We start from the raw sequence: 21,668 nt of genomic DNA on the forward strand, positions 1-21,668 counted from the left end.
AATACTTAGTTTTTAGTTGGTATGATTTTGGGAATGAAACGGGCTCGAAGAATTAGTGTGGTCATGCACAAGTTGTTGATAGAAAATGGGTTAGATGGATTCACCGTGCTAGAAGCGAGAGATTTGTGGCTATCACTTGAGAATATGGGCTCCAATTCTGCCGAAGCTCGCAAAAAGGTGTACCGAGCAATTTTTCACTTTGAAAAGAAAAGTTGGCTGCGAAGTGAGGGCTCTGGCCGGAAAAAACGTTACTTTCAAGCAGATCAATTCAAAGCGTTGTATGACAATGTAACCGCGAATAATCAAGCAGATCTAAAACCTCAAGTACCTGTTCAAAACTATTCCATTTTAAACAGTGAACGCAATGAATATAAGGGTGAGCTTGAGATCGTGCTTGGGGAGGTTGACGAGTATCAGTCGATTGTATCCAGATTTCCGGAGCTAAAAAATAAACTGGCCCCTTTGCATCAGGAAGCTAAAGATCGCGCCGCTTTATTACTCGGTAAAGTGAATGTTTTAACAAAGGTTCTTAATACTCTCTATGAGGAAGATAAACCGTGTTAAGGGGATGGCAAAGTGAATGCTCTGACAGAGCGTTGGAAAAATATCAATCTAACGGCTCCTATTTCTTTTGCCAAGCTACACCTGGAGCAGGTAAGACAGTACTTGCCGCTAATATTGCTTCAAGACTGCTACAAAGTGACATGGTAGATCTTGTATTGTGCTTCTCGCCATCATTGACGGTTTCTGATGGTATAAAAAGAACCTTCTCATCTATACTTAATTGCACATTTAATGGTGGTATGGGAGCTATAGGGCAATCTTTAACATACCAATCTATCCAGTTCCTCAATGATGAGTTTTGGCAAACATTGCGGAATCACAGGGTCTTTGTTGTCTTTGATGAAATACACCATTGCTCTGGCTCTGAGGTTGAAAATGCGAACATTTGGGGGCAGCAAGTTCTCACAAAGATTCAAGGGCTTGCTACTTTTACCCTCGCACTTTCAGGTACACCGTGGCGTTCAGACTCTTTACCCATTGCCATGGGTGAGTACAGCGACCCAGACGGACAGCTTCGTGTGGATTACCAATACACTCTTAAACAAGCTATAGCTGATGGTGTTTGTAGAACGCCTAAAATCGTCTTGGTTGATAATGAACACTTGTCTGTTAGTAGTAGCGAAAAAGTCGAATCCTTTTCATCAATATTAGAGATGCTTAAACAGACAAAAGCATCCTACCAGAGTGTTATTCACAACCAAGAGGCGATGGAATATCTACTCGGTTTAGGATGTGAGCGGTTAGAAAAAGTACGTATCAGGTCTCCCAATGCCGGTGGGCTGATTGTTGCAGCGTCGGTTCAACATGCGCAAACAATCAAAGAGGTACTATCTCAAAAGTTTGGGCAAACCGTTTCTATCGTCACTTATCGACATGAAGAGCCGCTGGCAGAAATAGAGCGTTATCGACAAAGTGACGCACAATGGATTGTTAGTGTAGGTATGATCAGTGAGGGTACTGATATTCCGCGCCTTCAAGTATGTTGCCATATGAGTTCGATCAAAACGGAATTGTATTTCAGGCAGGTGCTCGGACGAATACTTCGTGTGAACAATACAATAAATCAACAAGCGTGGTTATTCACTTTTGCTGAACAAAGTCTCATTGAGTTTTCTGAAAGGATTGAACAGGATATTCCTGAGTCTCGTCTCTATGTAAGTATGGGGAAACCTATCGAAACAGAGTTCTCTGATCGAGGAAATAGCTTAAGTGTCGCGCTTCCGCTCGAGTCCCCAAACAATGGGAGAACAACAGTATCTTGGGAAAGCAGTACACACAGCTCAAATAGTCTCTATGGAGCACTAGGGACGTTTGATGAGCTTCGACTTGGGGCATTTAAGCAGAGAGTGATCTCGGCTTTTTCTTCCATGTAATTGAAAAACTCAATATGTCGAGTTAAACAGTTGCTAGGAAAATGATTTAGCTTAAGAAACTAAATGTACGGGTAGGGGAAGCTTACCGAAGTAGCACACGAAACGGGACGGCTCTGTTTCTAAACTGAATTATGCTACAAAGCTTGGTTTATCTTCAGAAATAAATGAAACTACTTGGTGAAGTGATTCTTCAATTTAATAACTTTAGCCTAGGAAACCTGTTCTTTTAAACGGGGTGATGAGTATTCTATTCTTATTAGTTTTGTTCATAATAAACTGTTATAACAAAGTTTTTTGCCCTAAAGTGAGCATGAAATGAATGATATCTTGTATGTGATACATGAGACAATAAATGATTTGTATGAATGTGGTGCTGTTGATCACATAACGTTAAACCAGTTTGAGGAAATATGTTTAACATTATCCAATGACGATGATGGAGTACAGGAAAGTAAAGAAACTTCTTAGTGATAGACTACGGTCAGTTCCCCTCGATAGTTGAACTCAAAAAAGTCGCTTGGTAGTTGCGATACCAACAGAGTCGCTCGGTGATCACCATGATAACTTGAGCTCAGCTAACGTATTTTTGCCTCTGTATTAGTTCACCCGCACTTATTCCCCGCTGTGATTCAACATAATTATTCACAAGCCTCACTTCTGCGACGATTGGTTAGCTATTTTAGCTAATTTTGCTAGAATCCTGAGTTCGACGTTACATAACTTATTGAGGGTATTGTGAACAAAGTGATTAGAGAAAACATCAAACAAGCACTTGCCTCAGCTCCACGGAACGGGTTTATGGCTGAACTTCACTTACAGTCGATTAAGTACGCTGATGAGTTGGTCAATATTACAGCGAGAGAATTTTGTGAAGAGTTGGGGCTAAGACCCAGTTATGGAACAGAATTCAGCAAGATGAGAAACCTCACCACACGCCTAAAAGCCGCAGGCTTAGATACCAACAAATTATAACCGCCCAATTATTATAAAGGTTTACCAACATGGCCATTAAAAAAACAGAACTCTATTCATCCCTTTGGGCTAGCTGTGACGAACTGCGTGGCGGTATGGATGCTAGCCAATACAAAGACTACGTGCTGACCATGCTGTTCATGAAATATGTCTCTGATAAATACAAAGGCGTGCGTCGTGGCATGATCAAAGTGCCAGAGGGTGCTAGCTACGACGATATGGTTGAGGCCAAAGGCGATAAAGAGATTGGCGATAAAATAAATAAAATCATCGCAGCGCTTGCTGAAGCTAATGATCTTAAAGGCGTGATTGACGTTGCCGACTTTAACGACGAGGACAAATTAGGCAAAGGCAAAGACATGATCGATCGCCTAACCAAGTTAGTCGGTATCTTTCAAGGGTTAGATCTCTCTGCCAACCGCGCCGATGGTGATGACTTGCTGGGTGACGCATACGAATACCTTATGCGCCATTTTGCTACCGAATCTGGTAAGTCCAAAGGCCAGTTCTATACGCCATCAGAAGTGTCTAGCATTCTTGCTAAAGTCGTGGGTATCACCAAAGACACCCCACTTGAGGCATCGGTTTATGACCCGACATGTGGCTCAGGTTCTTTGCTATTAAAAGCCAGTGATGAAGCCCCACGCGGATTGTCTATCTACGGTCAAGAGATGGATAACGCCACCAGTGCATTGGCTCGCATGAACATGATTTTGCATGACAACGCCACCGCAAAAGTGTTTAAAGGCAACACCCTGTCTGAGCCAGAGTGGAAAGATGGGCCTAATCAACTGAAAGCTTTTGATTTTTGTGTCGCTAACCCGCCATTTTCTAATAAAAACTGGACCAGTGGCTTGAACCCAGAGAACGATGTATACGATCGCTTTACCTGGGGTATTCCACCTGAAAAAAATGGTGACTACACTTTCTTACTACACATACTAAAAAGCTTAAAAAGCACTGGTAAAGGTGCGGTTATCTTGCCTCACGGTGTGTTATTCCGTGGTAATGCAGAAGCTACAATCCGTGAGAACCTAATTAAGCAAGGTTACATTAAAGGTATCATAGGTTTACCTGCAAACTTGTTCTACGGCACAGGTATTCCTGCTTGTATTATCGTTATTGATAAAGAGCATGCACAAAAAGCGGTTGCAGGCTTTAAAGAAGGGGATGAATCCCTGCCTACCATCACTGGCCGTTCAATCTTTATGGTGGATGCCAGCAAAGGCTTTATTAAAGATGGCAATAAAAACCGTTTGCGCAGCCAAGACATTCATAAAATTGTCGATGTGTTTACCAAAGGCCAAGAACTTCAACGTTTCAGTCGCTTAGTGCCTATTGATGAAATCGCAGCTAACGATTACAACCTAAATATTCCACGCTATATCGACTCATCAGAGCCAGAAGATTTACACGATTTAAGTGCGCACCTGCAAGGTGGCATACCAAATCGCGATCTTGACGCATTAGCGCGTTACTGGAAGGTATTCCCAAATATTCGAGCAACATTATTTAAACCTGCTCGTGAAGGCTATAGCAACGCATTAGTCATCGCAAGTGAAGTGAAAGGCCGCATTCTGGTGCACCAAGAGTTTAAAGACTTTGCGCAGCGTAGCTTAAAACCATTTGATGCTTGGGTTAAACAGGCTCAGCTTAAAGAAATCAAACAAGGTGATAGCCCTAAAGAGCTGATCTTCGATATTTCAGAGCAATTATTAAACGGTTATGCCAATAGCGATCTGCTAAGCAAATACGACATCTACCAAATCTTAATGGATTACTGGGCAGAGACCATGCAAGACGACGTGTATGTGTTAATGCAAGATGATTGGCAAGCCGGCAATACGATACGCGAGCTTGTGGCTAAAAAAGGAGAAAAGCTCAAAGAAACACCAGACTTAGTGATTGCTAAGAAAAAGTACAAAGCCGAGCTTATTCCACTGAGTTTAATTGTTGCTCGCTACTTTGCTGACAAGCAAACCTCAGTGGATGCGCTGCAAACAACACAAGATGAAGCCACTCAAACCCTTGAAAACTATCTTGAGGAGAATGGTGGTGAAGATGGCTTATTGGTTGAAGCCATCAACGATAAGGACAAAATCACCAAAGCTAGTATTGCAGCCCGCACCAAACTCGCAACCGATACTGAAGAGCTAAAAGCGCTTAAACAAGTAACCAAGCTATTCAATGCTGAAGCTTCCGCTAAGAAAGCGGTTAAAGAAGCACAAGAGGCGTTGGATTTATTAGTATTCAACAAATACCCTGAATTAACGATTGATGAAGTAAAAGCGCTGATAGTGGATGACAAATGGTTAGCGACATTACAAGTCAATATCACAGCTGAAATTGAGCGTGTTACCCAGCAAATGGCTAACCGTGTCAAGCAATTAGAAGAGCGATACAGTACACCAATGCCAGCAATGTCTAAATCGGTTGACGAACTTAGTGATAAAGTGGCAAAGCACTTAAAAGCCATGGGCTTGGAGTGGTCGCTATGAGTGCTTTAAAGCGGGGGAATATTGAAGGATACAAACAGACTGAAGTGGGGGTTATTCCTGAAGATTGGGATATTTATCCTTTAGATAAATTAATCACGTCAACACAATTGGGAGGTAATTATGCTAACTCAGAAACTGAGTCAAATTACCCATTAATTAAAATGGGCAATTTAGGTCGGGGGAAAATAAAGCTAGATAAGCTTGAGTTTGTTAAAGGTAACGTGAGTGTTAGAGACCGCTTAGAGCTTAATGATGTCTTATTTAATACTAGAAATACTTTGGAGTTAGTTGGAAAAGTCGCCATATGGAAAAATGAATTACCAGAAGCGTACTTTAATTCAAACCTAATGCGCTTCGTGTTCGATGAAAAATTGGTGTCGAGCAACTCATATATGAATGCAGCCATGAACACCAAAACGTTTGTCACTGGTTTGGCTGGCATTGCAACAGGCACGACAAGTGTTGCAGCTATATACACTAGAGATTTATTACAATTAAAACTTCCAATTCCTCCGAAGCGTGAACAAACCGTCATCGCCAACGCCTTATCCGATGTCGATGCGCTATTAACGGAGTTGGAAAACCTTATCGCGAAAAAACAAGCGATTAAAACCGCTACCATGCAGCAACTGCTTACAGGTAAAACTCGTTTGCCGCAATTCGCCACTTACACCGAAGGCGAAAAGAAAGGCCAGCCAAAAGGCACAAAACCCAGTGAACTAGGAGAGATTCCTGAGGATTGGGGTAAAGTAAATATTGGTGATAATGCAATATTGAAAGCTCGAATTGGTTGGCAGGCTTTAACTACAAAAGAGTACTTGTACACGGGGTCAAAATTTCTAGTAACAGGAACCGATTTTGATGCAGGTAATGTAAATTGGGATAGCTGCTGTTTTGTTAGCGATTGGAGATATAAACAAGATGCAAATATTCAATTAAAAACAAATGATGTTTTGATTACCAAGGATGGGACTATTGGGAAAGTTGGCTTTATAAATGACCTGCCACTACCTGCAACGTTGAATAGTGGTGTATTTGTAATACGTCCAAAACTACAAAGTTTTCACCCGAAGTATCTTTTCTACGTTCTAACGTCGTCTGTTTTCAAAAGTTTTATGAAAGGAATTACAGCTGGTTCTACGATTACTCATTTGTATCAGAAAGATTTTGTTAATTTTGAATTTTCCTCACCTGGTGTTGAAGAACAAACCGCTATCGCCGCCATCCTCTCGGATATGGACTGCGAAATCCAAACCCTTGAACAGCGTTTGGCGAAGAACCGCCAAATCAAACAGGGCATGATGCAAGAGCTGTTAACAGGTAGAACTCGCCTGCCATTCAAGAAGGATAGCTAGTATGACGGTTGTTGTGTCCAAAAGCGTGCCGCACTTACTTGATAAACGGGTGACGAAAGTCGGTGAGTTATTGGCGTTGGAAAATGTGGTTATTCCTCAGTACCAGCGCCCTTACAAATGGACGCAAGCCAATCTTGCCGATTTATTAAATGACTTAAAAGTGTATCGTGATAAGTCGGCCTATCGTTTAGGGGCGGTGGTATTTCACCGTCACTACGATGGTGGCAATGATCAAGAGAAACTCGAGCAGCTTGATATTGTGGATGGTCAGCAGCGAACACTCACCTTGGTGTTACTTGTACAGGCGTTAATTGAAGAGCGCCTGCAAAGCTCAAGTGAAAATCAGGCAATAAAACGGCAAGATTTGCGGGAGTGTCTACAAAAGCTTAAAGCACCACTTACTTGCTTTTTGGAAGCACAACGTTTCAGCAGTGATATTTCGCACCATAATCTGCATCAAAACTATATGGCGGCCAGAAGAGCCGTCAGCCGCAGTGACTTCACCGAAGCGGATATTGACTTTTTGCTCAACCGTTGTGAAGTAGTTACGTTTGTATTGGATGATGTATCAGAGGCGTTTCAGTTTTTTGATTCACAAAACGCCAGAGGGCGTGATCTCGACCCTCACGATCTATTAAAAGCGTTCCATTTGCGTGAGTTCTCTAGTGCAGAAAACGAGTTAAAAGCCAAGTCGGTAAGTCACTGGGAAAGCTTACAAAGCACGCAACTTGCGAACCTGTTCGCCAATTACCTATTTCGCATTCGTAACTGGGCGCAGGGAAAACCTGCCCAGTATTTTGGTAAGTCACAGGTAGGGCTGTTTAAAGGCGTAAACCTTGAGCAGGTTGGGTTGTATCCGTATGTAGAGCCGCTAAGAATATCCCACCATTTTGTAGATGACTACAACAGCCAATACCAAAGAAAGATCGATCATCAAACGATGAGCTTTCCATTTCACCTTGACCAAATGATCATCAATGGTCGCCGCTTTTTTGAAATGACCAGCCACTATCAACGGACCATTAGCACGATTATCGACAGCGAACACAAAGGCGATGAGCACAGGCCTATTACTATATTAGGGCATGAATTAGAGCCATTAGCGAGTCGGATTTTGCGAACCCTAAATAGTTACTCGTCACGCTCTCGTACCGGTGATGGTTACATTCGCACCTTGTTTGATTGCGGGGTGATCTTCTATTTGGATAAGTTTGGACCAAATCAGTTATCTCAAGCGATTGAAAAATTGTTTGTTTGGGCTTATCGCTGCCGCTTGAAAATGCAGGTAGTGCAGTTGGTAACGATGGATAATCATGCTTTAAAGCACAATGTTTTCGAACGCATTAAGCAAGCGATACAGCCAAGTGATGTTTTAAATTGGCCACTACCAACCATTAAACAAAGTGAGGTTAAAGGCACCAAGCTGGCAGAGATTGAGAGGCTGTTTCAGGAGATGAAGTATTATGAGTAGCGGTCTTGGCGTAAAAACACATGATGGAATACACAGCTTTAGAGTCAAAGAGCTGCTAGCCGATTCCAGCCGCTACCTCGTGCCCATGTATCAGCGCAACTACGCCTGGGGCGAAGGGGAAATCAACCAACTGATTCAAGATGTGCAGGATTACCAGCAGCACAAGCCGAACCAACCCTATTATATTGGTACTTTGGTGGTCTTTGAGCGTCCTGACGGCCAGTTTGAAGTAATAGATGGTCAACAGCGTTTCACTACACTGACCTTGCTCGCTTTTGCGCTCAAGCGTATTGCTGAGGGCAATATTTCAATAGAAAGTAAACGCTCTGCGCCACAATCCATTGATATGAGCTGGTATGGTGTACCGAATCTTGATTTTGAGAGCCGCCAAAAGTCGTCAGATACGTTTTCTGCTTTGAAGCAAGGTGTTGCACTAGAACATTTGAAAAATGATGAGTTCAACCTTGATGTTGTTGAGGGGTATCATCTTCTTGAAAAAGGCTTATTGGCTCTAGGTAATAGACTGGGTGATTTCTGCGCCTACCTTTTTAATCAAGTGGAAATTGCTCGTGTTTCTGTGCCAAAAGACACCGATCTTAATCACTACTTTGAGGTGATGAATAACCGTGGTGAGCAGCTTGAAAAGCATGAGGTAGTTAAAGCTCGTTTGATGTCAGTATTGAACGACATTGAAGATAAAAATGAGCGCGAACAGAGTATTGATGTTCTGGCGAAGGTGTGGGATGCAACCGCCAATATGGAGCGCTACATTCAATACGGCTTTAGCAAGGCCGAGCGACATCAGCTTTTCGGCACCAACGATTGGGGCAAGTTTACTCCACAAAGCTTTGATGATGTGCTGAGTGTGATCGCTAATCGTCAAGGAAAAACCGACAACACCATGAGTGTAGACGTTTCTCTCCGTTTATGTGACATGCTGGCTAATCCACCTTCAGCAAAAAGAAGCGGTGACGCAGAGCTTACACCAGAGCGCTTTAACAGTGTGATTAATTTCTCGAACTTCTTACTGCACGTACTGAGAGTATCCACCAAGCAAGATGTGGCCTTGGATGACAAACGGTTACTTGAGCAGTTTGAACAGTATCTACTTAAAAAAGACCTGTTGGACAATGAAGCGAGAATTGAAGCAGTAAAAGCCTTTGTATTTGCCTTGCTGAAGTCTAAATACTTATTTGACCAATACATTATCAAGCGTGAATTTGCTCAGGGTGAAGATAAGTGGAGTCTCAAGCGGTTGCATTTTTACAACGATAAGAGTCAAAGCTACATTAACACTTTTGACAGTAATGCGAATCATGGCAGCGAAGATGGCTTCGAGGGAATTAACCGACGTATTCTAATGCTATTGAGCGCACTTCACGTTTCTACGCCAACGCTAGTCTATAAACATTGGCTCAATGGTGCGCTGTATCAGTTGTACTATCTGGATGAAATAAGCCCTGCTGTTTACCTTGAAAAGCTTGAACATCTAGCTCGCCAATTTGTCTTTGGCCGTTTTTTACAGCCAGAAGGATCAGAGTATTTCGCCATGATTTACCAAGGTGCGGGTTATCGTACCTTAGACACGGATGATCAGTCGGTAATGGATTTACTCAGGTATGGCGAGATTGAGAATAACTTAGTCTTTAACTACCTCGATTACCTGCTTTGGTGTAATGGAATGGAAAACGGTGCCGACGCTGTTATTAACCAGTTTGAGTTTAGCTTCCGAAGCTCAGTCGAGCATTTTTATCCACAGCATCCATTGGATGGCCATAAAAAACTCGATAATAGTGAACTACACCGTTTTGGTAACTTATGCCTTATCAGCCACAGTAAAAACTCAAAGTTAAGTAATGTACAACCTTCGGCAAAGCGAGATCATTTTAAAGCAGCCATTAATGATAAAAACATCGATACCTTAAAACTGTACGAAATGATCCTGCACCTAAACAACAGCGGGGAATGGGGCGAGAAGCAAATCCTCGAACATGAGCAAAAAATGATTGAAATATTAAAAAAAGATTCTAAGGCTGGGATTAACATATGAGCAAAGTTGGACAAAAAGAGCGTGTGACACAAACTCGCCTCAGAAGATTCTTTGTAGATCAGCTAGATTATGATTATTTGGGCGATTGGGAATACCGAGAGGGTAACCGAAATATCGAGACCGCTCTGCTAACCGATTGGCTGACAAAACGTGGGATATCTGACGCACTTATCAAACGCACACTAAGAAAGCTCGATGTTGCCGCTGCTCTGGGTGAAGGCAAAAAGCTTTATGATGCCAATAAAGAGGTTTACCGCTTACTTCGTTATGGAGTGAAAGAAAAAGAAGGCACAGGTCAGCAAAACCAAAACGTGTGGCTAATTGATTGGGAGAATCCAGAAGCAAACCACTTTGCTATTGCAGAAGAAGTGACTATTCAGGGGGAGAAGAAAAAACGCCCTGATATCGTTATCTATGTGAATGGTATTGCGCTAGGTGTCATTGAGCTAAAGCGCTCATCGGTATCTGTGAGTGAAGGTATTCGCCAGAATCTCGATAACCAGAAAAAAGACTTTATTCGCAACTTCTTTACCACCATGCAGCTAGTGATGGCGGGTAATGACACCCAAGGGCTGCGCTATGGCACCATTGAAACATCTGAAAAATACTACCTAGAGTGGAAAGAGCAGCCAAGCGCTCATCAACTCCCTAATGCAACGGTTAAGACTGAAACATTACTTGATGAACATACCGCGCAGCTATGTGAGAAAAAACGCTTCTTACAACTACTGCATGACTTTATCGTGTTCGATGCAGGCATTAAGAAAACCTGCCGTCATAATCAGTTCTTTGGCATCCAAGCGGCTAAGAAGCACATCACCTCAAGACAGGGCGGCATTATTTGGCATACTCAAGGCTCGGGTAAGAGCTTGACGATGGTTTGGTTAGCCAAGTGGATTCGAGAGAATGTCACGGATTCTAGGGTACTCGTCATCACCGACAGAACAGAGCTCGATGAACAGATTGAAAAAGTATTTACCGGTGTGGATGAGGATATCTATCGCACAAAAAGCGGAAGCGACCTTGTCGCTACACTTAATGAGCCAAACCCTTGGTTGATGTGTTCACTCGTACACAAGTTTGGCCGAAATGGTGAAGAGCCAACTGAAAGTGAAAAAAACGACACAACCGATGAATTTCTTAAGGACTTGAAAGGGGCTCTGCCAGACGATTTTAGTGCGAAGGGGAGCTTGTTTGTACTGGTTGATGAGTGTCATAGAACCCAGTCTGGAAAGCTGCATGAGGCGATGAAAGCAATATTACCTGAGGCCATGTTTATTGGTTTTACAGGTACGCCACTCATGAAAAAGGACAAGAAAAAGTCTTTAGAGGTATTTGGACCTTATATTCATACCTATAAATTCGATGAGGCGGTGAGTGACGGCGTGGTGCTTGACTTGCGCTATGAAGCTCGGGATATCGATCAGCATTTAACATCCAGTAAAGGGGTGGATACTTGGTTTGATGCTAATACTCAGGGACTCTCGAACCTAGCTAAAATACAACTCAAAGAAAAATGGGGCACGATGCAAAAGGTTCTTTCGAGTAAGTCGAGGCTTGAGCGAATCGTGATGGATATTTGGCTTGATATGAAGCGAAAGCCTGCACTGGTCTCTGGTCGAGGCAATGCTATGTTGGTGTGTGCCAGTGTTCACCAAGCCTGTGTGGTGTACGATTTATTTAGCAAGACTGACCTTGCGGGTAAATGCGCGATTGTCACCAGTTACCAACCAGCCGCAAGTTCGATTAAAGGCGAAGAGTCTGGCGCTGGCCAAACAGAAAAGCTGTTTAAATATGAAACCTACCGCAAAATGCTTGCAGATTACTTTGAGCAAAGTGAAGAAGAAGCAGCTAAGCGTGTCGAAGAGTTTGAGCTGAAAGTGAAAGAGCGTTTTATCAAAGAGCCTGGTCAAATGCGTTTGTTGATCGTCGTTGATAAACTATTAACAGGATTTGACGCACCTTCGGCTACCTATCTTTACATCGATAAAAAAATGGCCGACCACAACTTATTTCAGGCAATCTGTCGTGTAAACAGGTTAGATGGGGACGATAAAGAGTATGGCTATATTGTTGATTATAAAGATCTCTTCCGTTCTCTAGATAAAGCAATTAAAGACTATACTGCCGAGGCTTTTGACGGCTACGATGATGAAGATGTAGCGGGACTTCTAAAAGATAGATTGAAAGAGGCGAGAACTGACTTAGACAATGCACTAGAAGTGGCGAGAGCTCTCTGTGAGCCAGTAAAAGCCCCTAGGGACACTCAAGCTTTTATGCACTATTTTGTTGGTGAATCGGGCGCGGAATCAACCAATGAAGATGAGCGGAGTGAAAAAGAAGCGCTGCGACTCACCCTTTATCAAGCGGTCGCTAAGCTTATCCGTTCCTATACCAATTTAGCCAACGAAATGGAGCAAGCGGGCTATACCGCAGAGGAAGCGCAGAGTATCAAGCAAGAAGTCGCCTATTTTGAAAAAGTAAGAGATGAAGTGAAGCTGAGTAGCGGTGACTTACTTGAAATGAAGCGTTTTGAGCCAGCGATGCGTCAATTACTCGACATGTATATTCGTGCTGATGACAGTGAAACCCTGATGGACTTTGAAGAGTTTGGCTTAATTGATTTGGTGGTAAACAACGATAGCAAAGGGTTGCAATCATTGCCTGAAGACATTCGTAAAAACGAAGAAGCCATGGCTGAAGCAATTGAGAATAACGTTCGTAAAACAATTGTCGATGAAAATCCAGTAAACCCCAAATACTTTGAAAGTATGGCGACACTGCTTGATGAGTTAATTAAGCAGAGGCGAGAGCAAGTCATCAGCTACCAAGAGTATTTAGAGCAAATACGAGAATTAGCCAAGAAAGTTGTCAACCCGACAAGTAACGCTGCTCATAATTATCCAGATTCCGTTGATACTCTTGCAAAGCAAGCGCTATATGACAACTTTGGTAATGATGAGGTGCTCACTACACAAGTCGATACAGCTGTTCGGTTGAATAAAGAAGCTGATTGGCTTGGCGATACGTTCAAAGAGCGCAAAATCGAAAACGCGATCCTTGAAGCGACTAATGATTTTGAGATGGACGATGACGATGCTATTGATGAACAGTTGGACCGTATGATGGATATCATCAAAGCGCAAAGAGAATACCATTAATGGCGACGACCGATAGTTATGAAGTAACCATTGCTGGTATTGAGCTCACCGTTAATCGTAAAGCGATAAACAATATTCACTTAAGTGTATTGCCGCCTAATGGCGCAGTGCGTTTGTCTGTGCCTGTGGCAACGAGTGAACAAGCAATCCGCCTAGCGGTAATCAATAAGCTTTCATGGATAAAACAGCAGCAAGCTGATTTTGCTAGCCAGCGCCGTCAATCTGTTAGAGAAATGGTTAGTGGTGAGAGCCACTATCTTTGGGGACAACGTTATTTGCTCAGAATTGTAGAAACACCATGTAAACACTTCGTCAAGGTAAAAGGTAATCGTATTGAGCTTGGTATCGGGAGCAAAACCACTACAGACAATCGTTTGAAGCTGCTTAATGAATTTTATCGATCCGAAATTAAAGCCTCATTGTCTACGCTTTTACCCTTGTGGCAAGAAAAACTGGGGGTTGAAGCGAATGCCGTTGGCATCAAGAAAATGAAAACTAAGTGGGGTAGCTGTAATAGCACTAACAAACGTATCTGGCTGAACCTTGAGCTCGCTAAAAAGCCGCCAGAGTGCTTGGAGTTCATTCTAGTTCATGAGCTTACCCATCTATTAGAACGTCACCACAACGACCGTTTCAGAGCCTTGATGGATGAGCACTTGCAGGATTGGCGCGAACGTAGACGCTTACTCAATAGCTTGCCTCTGGCGTATGAGGATTGGAGTTATTAGTTTCTTACCTTCATCTTACTTCGACGGATGGTTTTGGGTCTGCGTGAATGGAATTGTTGCACTTAACTTTAGAATCGACATATGAGGGCACTAAAAGAGGACTAACATCAAATTGAACATGTGTTCGGTGAGCTTTTTCGCTTGTGCTTACTAGTCTACATCCTGTCTTTTATCCTAACGTACGTAGTGCAACTCATAAGCATTTTTCAACCAAGCCGGAAAAGGGTTACTGTATCCCTTTCGAATGCCAGGAACGACAAGAGCCACAGTTAGTGGCTCTTGTCGTGCTACCTATAGTCAACATTCTATTAGCTGAGAATAACAGGGCTAATAGAATGTCCTCGTTAAGCTGCTTTGCAATTACGTAGAGTTCAAATTGATACCATTACTTCTGGCCAGACAGTAAATAGCAGCTCATAGAAAAAGCAGAGATACTTGCGGCTCCCGGGATAAACTGAATGGCACAAGCTTACTTTTGTCCCAAAACGGTTTGGATCTAAGATTTTAACTCAATACTGTTGTCTTAGGCTGACCTATTCTAACTAATACTTTATTATGTGCTCAGATTGGTATGTCGGATTGTGCATATTATGCCTGTATTTTTATAAAGTTAGTTAATAACGAGGTAAACCTTGGAAATAGAACTTTGGGAAGGAGGGCTTCAAGCCCAAGAAATTAAAGCCATTGATATGATTAAAGCTGCTTTTGCCAAACCGAAATTGAAGAGTAGCAAACCAGCACGTGGTGGTTCTCTACAAGATCAACTGCGCAGTATTGGTGGTTCATCAATGTTCCCATGGAAAGGATATGCTGGATTTAGGTTTGTGGATTCAGATCGTGGCTACGAAGGGGAGTTTGACCTTGTCATTGTGACTCATTGTAATGTTTTCATTATTGAGTTGAAAGATTGGAATCATGGTGAGATTACTTGTAGTCAGGATAAATGGTACAAGAATAATCAGCTGATGGGACGCTCTCCTGTGAGTGTCACGCGAAACAAGAAGTTCTTGTTGGACAATAAGCTTAAACGTGAGAAACACCGATTTAGCAATAAAGGTTTCACACCGTTTGTTCATTTTTTCGTTGTGATGTCAGGCAATGCTGATTTTAGCAAACTCCCAGATACAGAATTACATCACACGATTAGCCTAGATGAGTTCTTAACTTACGCCGATCAAAAAACATTCAATGATAAGTTTCGTCCTCATCCAAATGCGCAAGTTCTGAACCAAGATTTCGCTATTTTCGATGAACTGTTCTTAGGCAACTCAACCGCACCTAAACAAATTAGTGTAAATGGCTACAAAGCTGAATCACTGATATTTGATGAACACCCAACCAAGTTGTACAAGGAATTTTTAGCGAAATCAGAATCATCCAAACAGGACGAAGCGTTACTGCGTGTCTGGAATTTTAAAAATTTTGATGGGGTGAAAGGCGGGACACCTGAAGGTCGATATAGCATCGTTTCTCGGGAGCGAGAGGTGCTCAGCTATATCAAGCACCAGAACTTAGACTTATATAAACACTGTTTACGTTCTTTAACCAATGTACAGCCTGATGATGTAACGACTGAATTTAACGAAGTATTTGAACTACCACCAAACCATATTCGATTTAACGAATTCATTGGTAAGTTTGGTAAAAACTTCTCTGAAGTTGACCGCGCAAACTTAGTTAAGTTGCTAGTAGCTAAGTTTGCAGACTTGCATAGGATGAAAGTTGCTCATCGTGATTTAGGAGACCATAGTCTTTGGATTTCTCCTGGTAAAGAGATTGCATTATCTAACTTCATCTCTGCCTACCATCAACCCATTGGCACTGTTGGTGATTATCGCTCACAGTTATCTATATCGGGTAAAAATGCGGATGATGAGCTGTCCCCATTTCAAAGTGATGTAAAAACACTTGGCATTTTATGTTGGCATATTTTGAATGATGAACGAATTTCGCCGGTTAGTTTAGAAAAACTAGATGAGAACCTAGCTTCTTGCCCAGAATGGTACGGTTTGGTCATAGAAAATGCAATTGCTGGGGGGCGTTATCATAATGCTGAAGAACTGTTTGATGCGTTAAAAGAAGCTGAGCCGAGCGATGCATGTACATTTGAATTTGATGATAGTGAACTTGAGCCCTATAGAAGAAACATTAGTCACTCCCGTCAATATCGTGAAGATGATGACCTTATCGTGGAAACTGACGAGAAGGAAGTTTATGTATCAGATGGGTTAATGGTAAAAGCATGGCTTAATGTTAATCCATCAGTTGATGACCCAGCACTAAGCTATAAAGTACTGCACTTTTTACAACGTCTTGAGAAGATCAGATCGATAAACCCACCATACCTGCCATGTGTTAGAGAGTTTGGTATTGCCACTAAGTCTTCAAGCCTATTTATGGTAACAGATAAGGTTGAAGGGTTAACTTGGAATAAGGTATCTATTGGCAGCAAGCAACGTTTGGCGGTGATTGATAAGTTAGTTGAGTCTGTAGAGCATTTACACGGGCTAGGCCTCTATCATGGCGATTTACACCCAGAGAACATTATTCTAACTAAGACAGTTGACGGTTTTGACTTAACGTTTATAGATGTGCCTGATTTCTCTGCTAATGGTGATGAACCGAAAAATCATCTTTATAGCCCCGAAAATATAGATAACTGTACACCTTTTGAGCGTGATAATTTTGCAGTCATGAGGTTGTCGTTCGAACTACTAGGTGGTGAATGGGGAGTCGATTTAAGTGAATTACCAGAACTCAGTGATGCCCTAAAGGTTGAGGCGAGCGATCCTAGTGCAGGATTCAAAGATCTTGTTCGATTTAAAGCAGCTTTAAAACCTAAGAAATCTGTATCTATTGCCCCAGTTACTATTAGCAGCAACAAAGATTTTGAAATGATTACAATTTATCCCGATAACGGAAAATTGTATGTCCATGTCGAGAAAAGTAACCAAAACAGTACTGATGTAATGGTTACATTTTATGGGCTTGGCGGTAGTGCTCGTGTCATTTACACAACGAATGAAAAAGGCTTTATTGTTTCTTTCCCACCTCGTGCACGAGACTCCATTAATCCGAAAGATATTGAAAGATGCCAACTGGTTTTAGACTTTGCCATCACGATTAAGTCTGGTTCTGTTATGGAATTAAGCCAATTAACTAAAAAGTTGATGGGCAATGAGTCATTTAATAGAACAGTAGAAACGGTACTTAAACCAGTTGAAGATGAGGAGAAAGTTGATGGGCTTACTAGCCAGCTAGCTCAAGTATTTAAAAACATTGAGGCTAAAAATACGTCTCCAGATCATCTTGTAATATCAACTGATAAATTGTGGAAAGCAGTTCTGGAGACTGAAACCCAAGCCTATCCATATATTGAGGTAATTGGGGGGGCAAACGAAGTAAAAGATTCTGATGACGAACTAATTCTTCCATACACTTCTGACGTTGATGCACTAGGGCAATTTAATAAAAATGATGTTATTGAAGCTTTAAGAATTGTAGGCGAGGATGAAGTTCGCCTCGGTGAAGTTAAGCTTAAACAAAGTGCACTCAATGAGATTAGATTACATCGCGTCGGTTTCAAAGCAAGGAATCTAGAGGATGGAGACCAAGTTTTCTTCCGTACAAAGCAAGATAAAGCTTCTTACGTTAAACGTAAGGCAGCTTTAGAGCGCATTTTGGAACATGAAAGTGTTGTTAGTAACCTGGCTCAGTATTTTGATCCAGATTGCAGCTCTCCGACGGTACAATATGATAAGCCAGTGACATCTGACGACTTTGCTCGTTACGATCGTACCGATGAGCATAACAATAAAATTAGCCTGAATCAGCAACAGAGGAAAGCATTCCAGCAACTATTAAGTAACGGGCCTCTTTCAATGTTACAAGGTCCCCCTGGGACAGGTAAGACGGAGTTCATTGCGGCATTTGTGCACCACTTGATAGAAAAGCAGAATGTAAAAAATATTCTTCTAGTTAGTCAATCGCATGAAGCCGTTAATACGGCAGCAGAAAGGATTCGCAAGCACTGTTCTCGTCTTGACACGGAATTGGATGTTGTTCGATTTAGTAACCGAGAAGGTGCAGTTTCAACAGGTCTTAAAGATGTTTACTCAAATGCGATAGTTGCAGAAAAAAGAGAGTTATTTAGAGCTGAAGCAAAGTATCGAGTTTCATCGTTGTCTCAAGCTCTTGGCTTACAGGCTGAGTTTTTGACTGATTTGGTGGAAGCTGAGCTCACTTTGTTTAAGCAGATTGATACTTTGCATAAATCATTGGAGTCGATGAAGGATGGGGGGCTTGAAAAAGATGAGCAGCACATCATTAAGACAAATGTAGTTGATTTAGATGCGACTATCCGCGAAGCATTAAGTAGCAAATATGGCATTAGTTACGATGAAAATTTAGATGTTCGGAATGCAAAAACCAAGGTGATTCAGTACTTATGTTCGAGATATTCAGTTAGGCCTGACGAAGCAGGAAAAGCTATAGCACTAGCCAATATCTCAGGCGATATGTTAGATGTACTTGAAACAGAGCGTGTTAATTATGATGAGTTTTTTGCTCGTTCTAGACAATTAGTGACTGGTACTTGTGTTGGTATAGGGCAACGTCATTTAGGTATCGCCGATAATCAATACGATTGGGTTATTATCGATGAAGCAGCTCGTTCAATAGCGAGTGAGCTTGCTATTGCGATGCAATCGGGCAAAAGAGTTTTACTCGTCGGTGACCATCAACAATTACCTCCTTTGTATTCTGATGCACATAAAAAAGCATTGGCTCTTAAACTTGGTTTGGCCGACAAAGACATTGATATCGACGCTGTTTTGCAAAGTGATTTCGCGAGAGCGTTTGAATCACCATACGGTCAGCAAGCAGGCGCATCCTTGCTGACACAGTATCGTATGGCACCACCTATTGGAAATATCGTTTCGGATACTTTCTATAAGGGTGAACTACAAAATGGTGAGCGTAAAGTTCCTGATATCTATGGTGCTGCTCCTGAAATGCTGCAAAGCGTGGTGTCTTGGGTTGATACATCGCATTTGGGTGACAAGGCTGACCATCGCAGGGATCGTGGCGTCAGTATATATAACCGAACAGAAGCAGATATCATTATCAATTTATTAAAAGATATCGCTAATAAACCTGAGTTTGTCGCGGAGCTAAAGGGCGTGGTGAAAAAAGGTGAAGCAGCCATTGGTGTTATTTGCATGTACGGCGAACAAAAAAGACTAATTCGCCAAAAGTTCAAAGAGATAGAGTGGAGCGATGACTTCAAGGACCTTATTAAAATTGATACCGTTGATAGCTATCAAGGTAAAGAAAACAGAGTCATTATCCTCTCTGTGACTCGCTCAAGTCGCGATAAGAAACCAAAGTTTTTGAGAACTCCGAATCGCATTAATGTCGCAATTTCTAGGGCAATGGATCGGTTGATGATTGTTGGTTCAACCCATATGTGGCAAGGACACAACAGTACACTGCCGTTAGGCAAAGTACTAAGTTACATATCTGGACAAACCAAAGATTCGTCTGACTATCGTATCCACAAAATTAATTGCGACCTTAATGGAGTCAAATAATGACTGAAGAAATTAGATCAAATTATCATGAGGTAGATTTCATAGTACCTGCTCAGCGTTTTAACTTCCGCTTTTCATACGTGACTAAGCAGGGACTTTCGTTCATGAGAGAGTTTGTGCTGAGGTTAGTGCAACTAGCACCTATGAAACCATCTCAGATTGCAACTTATTTAGGTTTAAATAAGCTTGAAGTTAATGAAGCTATTGGTGATTTGATGGACAAAGGGGACCTTGTTTTTAATGAGCTAGGTCTTGTTCAACTCACCCAGCAATCAGCAGGGTACTTCGAAGGGATTGGCAAACCGCCTCAAACCAACTCAATCCAAGAAACTGGTGCTGCGCTTTCATTTGAACTTTGTGGCTTTAACTGCATTGGGAATAAACGCAGTTCGGGTGGGTGGCATACTGGCATCAAGTTGTCCGTTGATAATAAAAAGCTATCCGAAACAGAAGGGTTAGCAAAGTCAAACTTTCAAAGGAATTTCTATCAATTATTGGATAATGAGTACTTAAAAGGAGTTCGTACCGAAGGAAGTGAACGGCCTAGTATTTATACAATTGATTCCGTCAGTAAATTAACACAAGATCCAATGCGTTTAACGACTTACTTTGCAATTGATCAAGAAGGAAAAGCCATTGAACGAGAAGACTTCGATAATTTAAATGACTCATCTGAAGTGCATGAAGCAATAACTATTGCGTTAAATCAATCCCAAAAGGGCCAGAACATTCAAGAGATTGGTGTGGCTATGAAATCTTTTGGTGATACTTGGACAAAAGATATATTCAATAGCAACTCAATAGATATTGCAGCATTAGGACATCGTTATGCAGAAGCTTTGCTTGATGATAAAAAAGAAATTCCATTTGTAGGTCCCATTTATGCTGGAAATAACTGGGAGCATATTCGAAAGATTTTGAAGGGACTTCCAGCGTCTTTCATGAAATCAAAGGATAAAGCTGTAAAGCAATTTACGTGGATTGCACCTTCTGATGCTTTTTGGGGAAAAAGTAAAAAGCTTGAGCTTTGTTTCAATGAAATAGAACAAGCGCAGCTTACACAAGAAAATAATCCTCAACGTATATACACCCCTTACATTTATCTGCCGTTGTCAGATGTGACGGATAGGCGGACGATTGGAGCTTGGAAAAATGATTTTAGGAATGGGTCAAATAACCTCCATGGCTTAATTGAGGGTTTTCTTGGGGGAAGTGTAGAGGTCATTGTACTTGAGGGAACTTTTGCGGTTGTATGCTACCACGTGTCAAGGCCAGAAACACATCCCGTCAGCATTCCGGTAGGTTTCATAACAACGGATTTAAAACTGATAAATACTATTTCTGATATTGCGGAAGATTATATTGGTGGCTCATCTTCATTCAATAAGAAGCATAATTTAGGGTTGTTAGAGAAATTATGATATCGAGGATTTTTAGTAAGTAAAGCGACAACCTTGTGTACAACAGCTCCACCATCGATGGTGGAGCTTTTCAAATTCTTCATACCTGCACGTATCGATTAACCTCTAACATTCAACTTTCCGAAACACGTCTATATCCTGAAATGTGCAAGGATAAAAATAGGTAGTGGCGTACAAGCAGAGAAAGTTATCAACCTTAGTCTAGTAATCTTTATTGTCAGGTAGTGCCTTTAGTTACCCAGCGACACATTCATGATGTATTGGAAATAAATCAAATTCTAGAATAAATCCAGACTATATATATAAAGGTGATTATTATTAATATTTATCACTAACAAATTTACGTTTTATACATTTACTGGGGACCAGCTAAAAAATTAAACTAGATAAATAGCGCTCTATTTCCATATAAAAAATTATATTCTATTTGAGCGAACCTCGAGAAAAGAGCTTACTTATGATTGACAAGATTTAAGCCGCAGTT

At 41.6% G+C, this 21,668-nt stretch carries 11 protein-coding genes; all 11 read left to right on the forward strand.

Features of this window, described 5'->3' with window-relative positions; translation table 11 throughout:
- Positions 1–33 precede the first annotated feature (33 nt).
- The 11 genes from AB4263_RS07365 to AB4263_RS07415 all read left to right on the forward strand — a co-directional run bounded on the left by AB4263_RS07365 (position 34) and on the right by AB4263_RS07415 (position 21,184).
- Positions 34–564, forward strand: coding sequence for a hypothetical protein (locus tag AB4263_RS07365; RefSeq protein ID WP_372098000.1), 531 nt, complete (start codon positions 34–36; stop codon positions 562–564).
- A complete protein-coding gene (locus AB4263_RS07370) occupies positions 558–1,937 on the forward strand; it encodes a DEAD/DEAH box helicase (RefSeq protein WP_372098001.1) in 1,380 nt (459 codons plus the stop codon). Before AB4263_RS07365 ends, AB4263_RS07370 begins: the two co-directional genes overlap by 7 nt.
- A 798-nt stretch (positions 1,938–2,735) precedes the next feature.
- A complete protein-coding gene (locus tag AB4263_RS07375; RefSeq protein WP_372098002.1) occupies positions 2,736–2,909 on the forward strand; it encodes a transcription factor in 174 nt (57 codons plus the stop codon).
- A gap of 29 nt (positions 2,910–2,938) precedes the next feature.
- On the forward strand, positions 2,939–5,407 hold the full coding sequence (locus tag AB4263_RS07380) for a type I restriction-modification system subunit M (RefSeq protein ID WP_372098003.1): 2,469 nt from the start codon (positions 2,939–2,941) through the stop codon (positions 5,405–5,407).
- Positions 5,404–6,762 carry a restriction endonuclease subunit S gene (locus AB4263_RS07385; RefSeq protein WP_372098004.1) on the forward strand — a complete coding sequence of 453 codons (1,359 nt, stop codon included), beginning with the start codon at positions 5,404–5,406 and terminating at the stop codon, positions 6,760–6,762. The genes AB4263_RS07380 and AB4263_RS07385 overlap by 4 nt, the downstream gene beginning before the upstream one ends.
- A gap of 76 nt (positions 6,763–6,838) precedes the next feature.
- Positions 6,839–8,233: a DUF262 domain-containing protein gene (locus AB4263_RS07390; RefSeq protein WP_372098005.1), complete on the forward strand. Its 1,395-nt coding sequence runs from the start codon at positions 6,839–6,841 to the stop codon at positions 8,231–8,233.
- Positions 8,226–10,283: a DUF262 domain-containing protein gene (locus AB4263_RS07395; protein ID WP_372098006.1), complete on the forward strand. Its 2,058-nt coding sequence runs from the start codon at positions 8,226–8,228 to the stop codon at positions 10,281–10,283. Before AB4263_RS07390 ends, AB4263_RS07395 begins: the two co-directional genes overlap by 8 nt.
- A complete protein-coding gene (locus tag AB4263_RS07400; protein ID WP_372098007.1) occupies positions 10,280–13,444 on the forward strand; it encodes a type I restriction endonuclease subunit R in 3,165 nt (1,054 codons plus the stop codon). The genes AB4263_RS07395 and AB4263_RS07400 overlap by 4 nt, the downstream gene beginning before the upstream one ends.
- Positions 13,444–14,172 (forward strand): M48 family metallopeptidase, encoded by a 729-nt coding sequence (locus tag AB4263_RS07405; protein ID WP_261840037.1) that lies wholly within the window; start codon positions 13,444–13,446, stop codon positions 14,170–14,172. The genes AB4263_RS07400 and AB4263_RS07405 overlap by 1 nt, the downstream gene beginning before the upstream one ends.
- Before the next feature lie 632 nt (positions 14,173–14,804).
- Complete coding sequence (locus tag AB4263_RS07410) at positions 14,805–19,763, forward strand: AAA domain-containing protein (protein ID WP_372098008.1); 4,959 nt, start codon at positions 14,805–14,807, stop codon at positions 19,761–19,763.
- Positions 19,763–21,184, forward strand: a complete 1,422-nt coding sequence (locus AB4263_RS07415; protein ID WP_372098009.1) for a hypothetical protein — start codon at positions 19,763–19,765, stop codon at positions 21,182–21,184. The genes AB4263_RS07410 and AB4263_RS07415 overlap by 1 nt, the downstream gene beginning before the upstream one ends.
- Positions 21,185–21,668: the final 484 nt, after the last annotated feature.

This window comes from Vibrio sp. 10N.261.55.C5 (genome assembly GCF_041470505.1).
Taxonomy (GTDB): Bacteria; Pseudomonadota; Gammaproteobacteria; order Enterobacterales; family Vibrionaceae; genus Vibrio; species Vibrio crassostreae_C.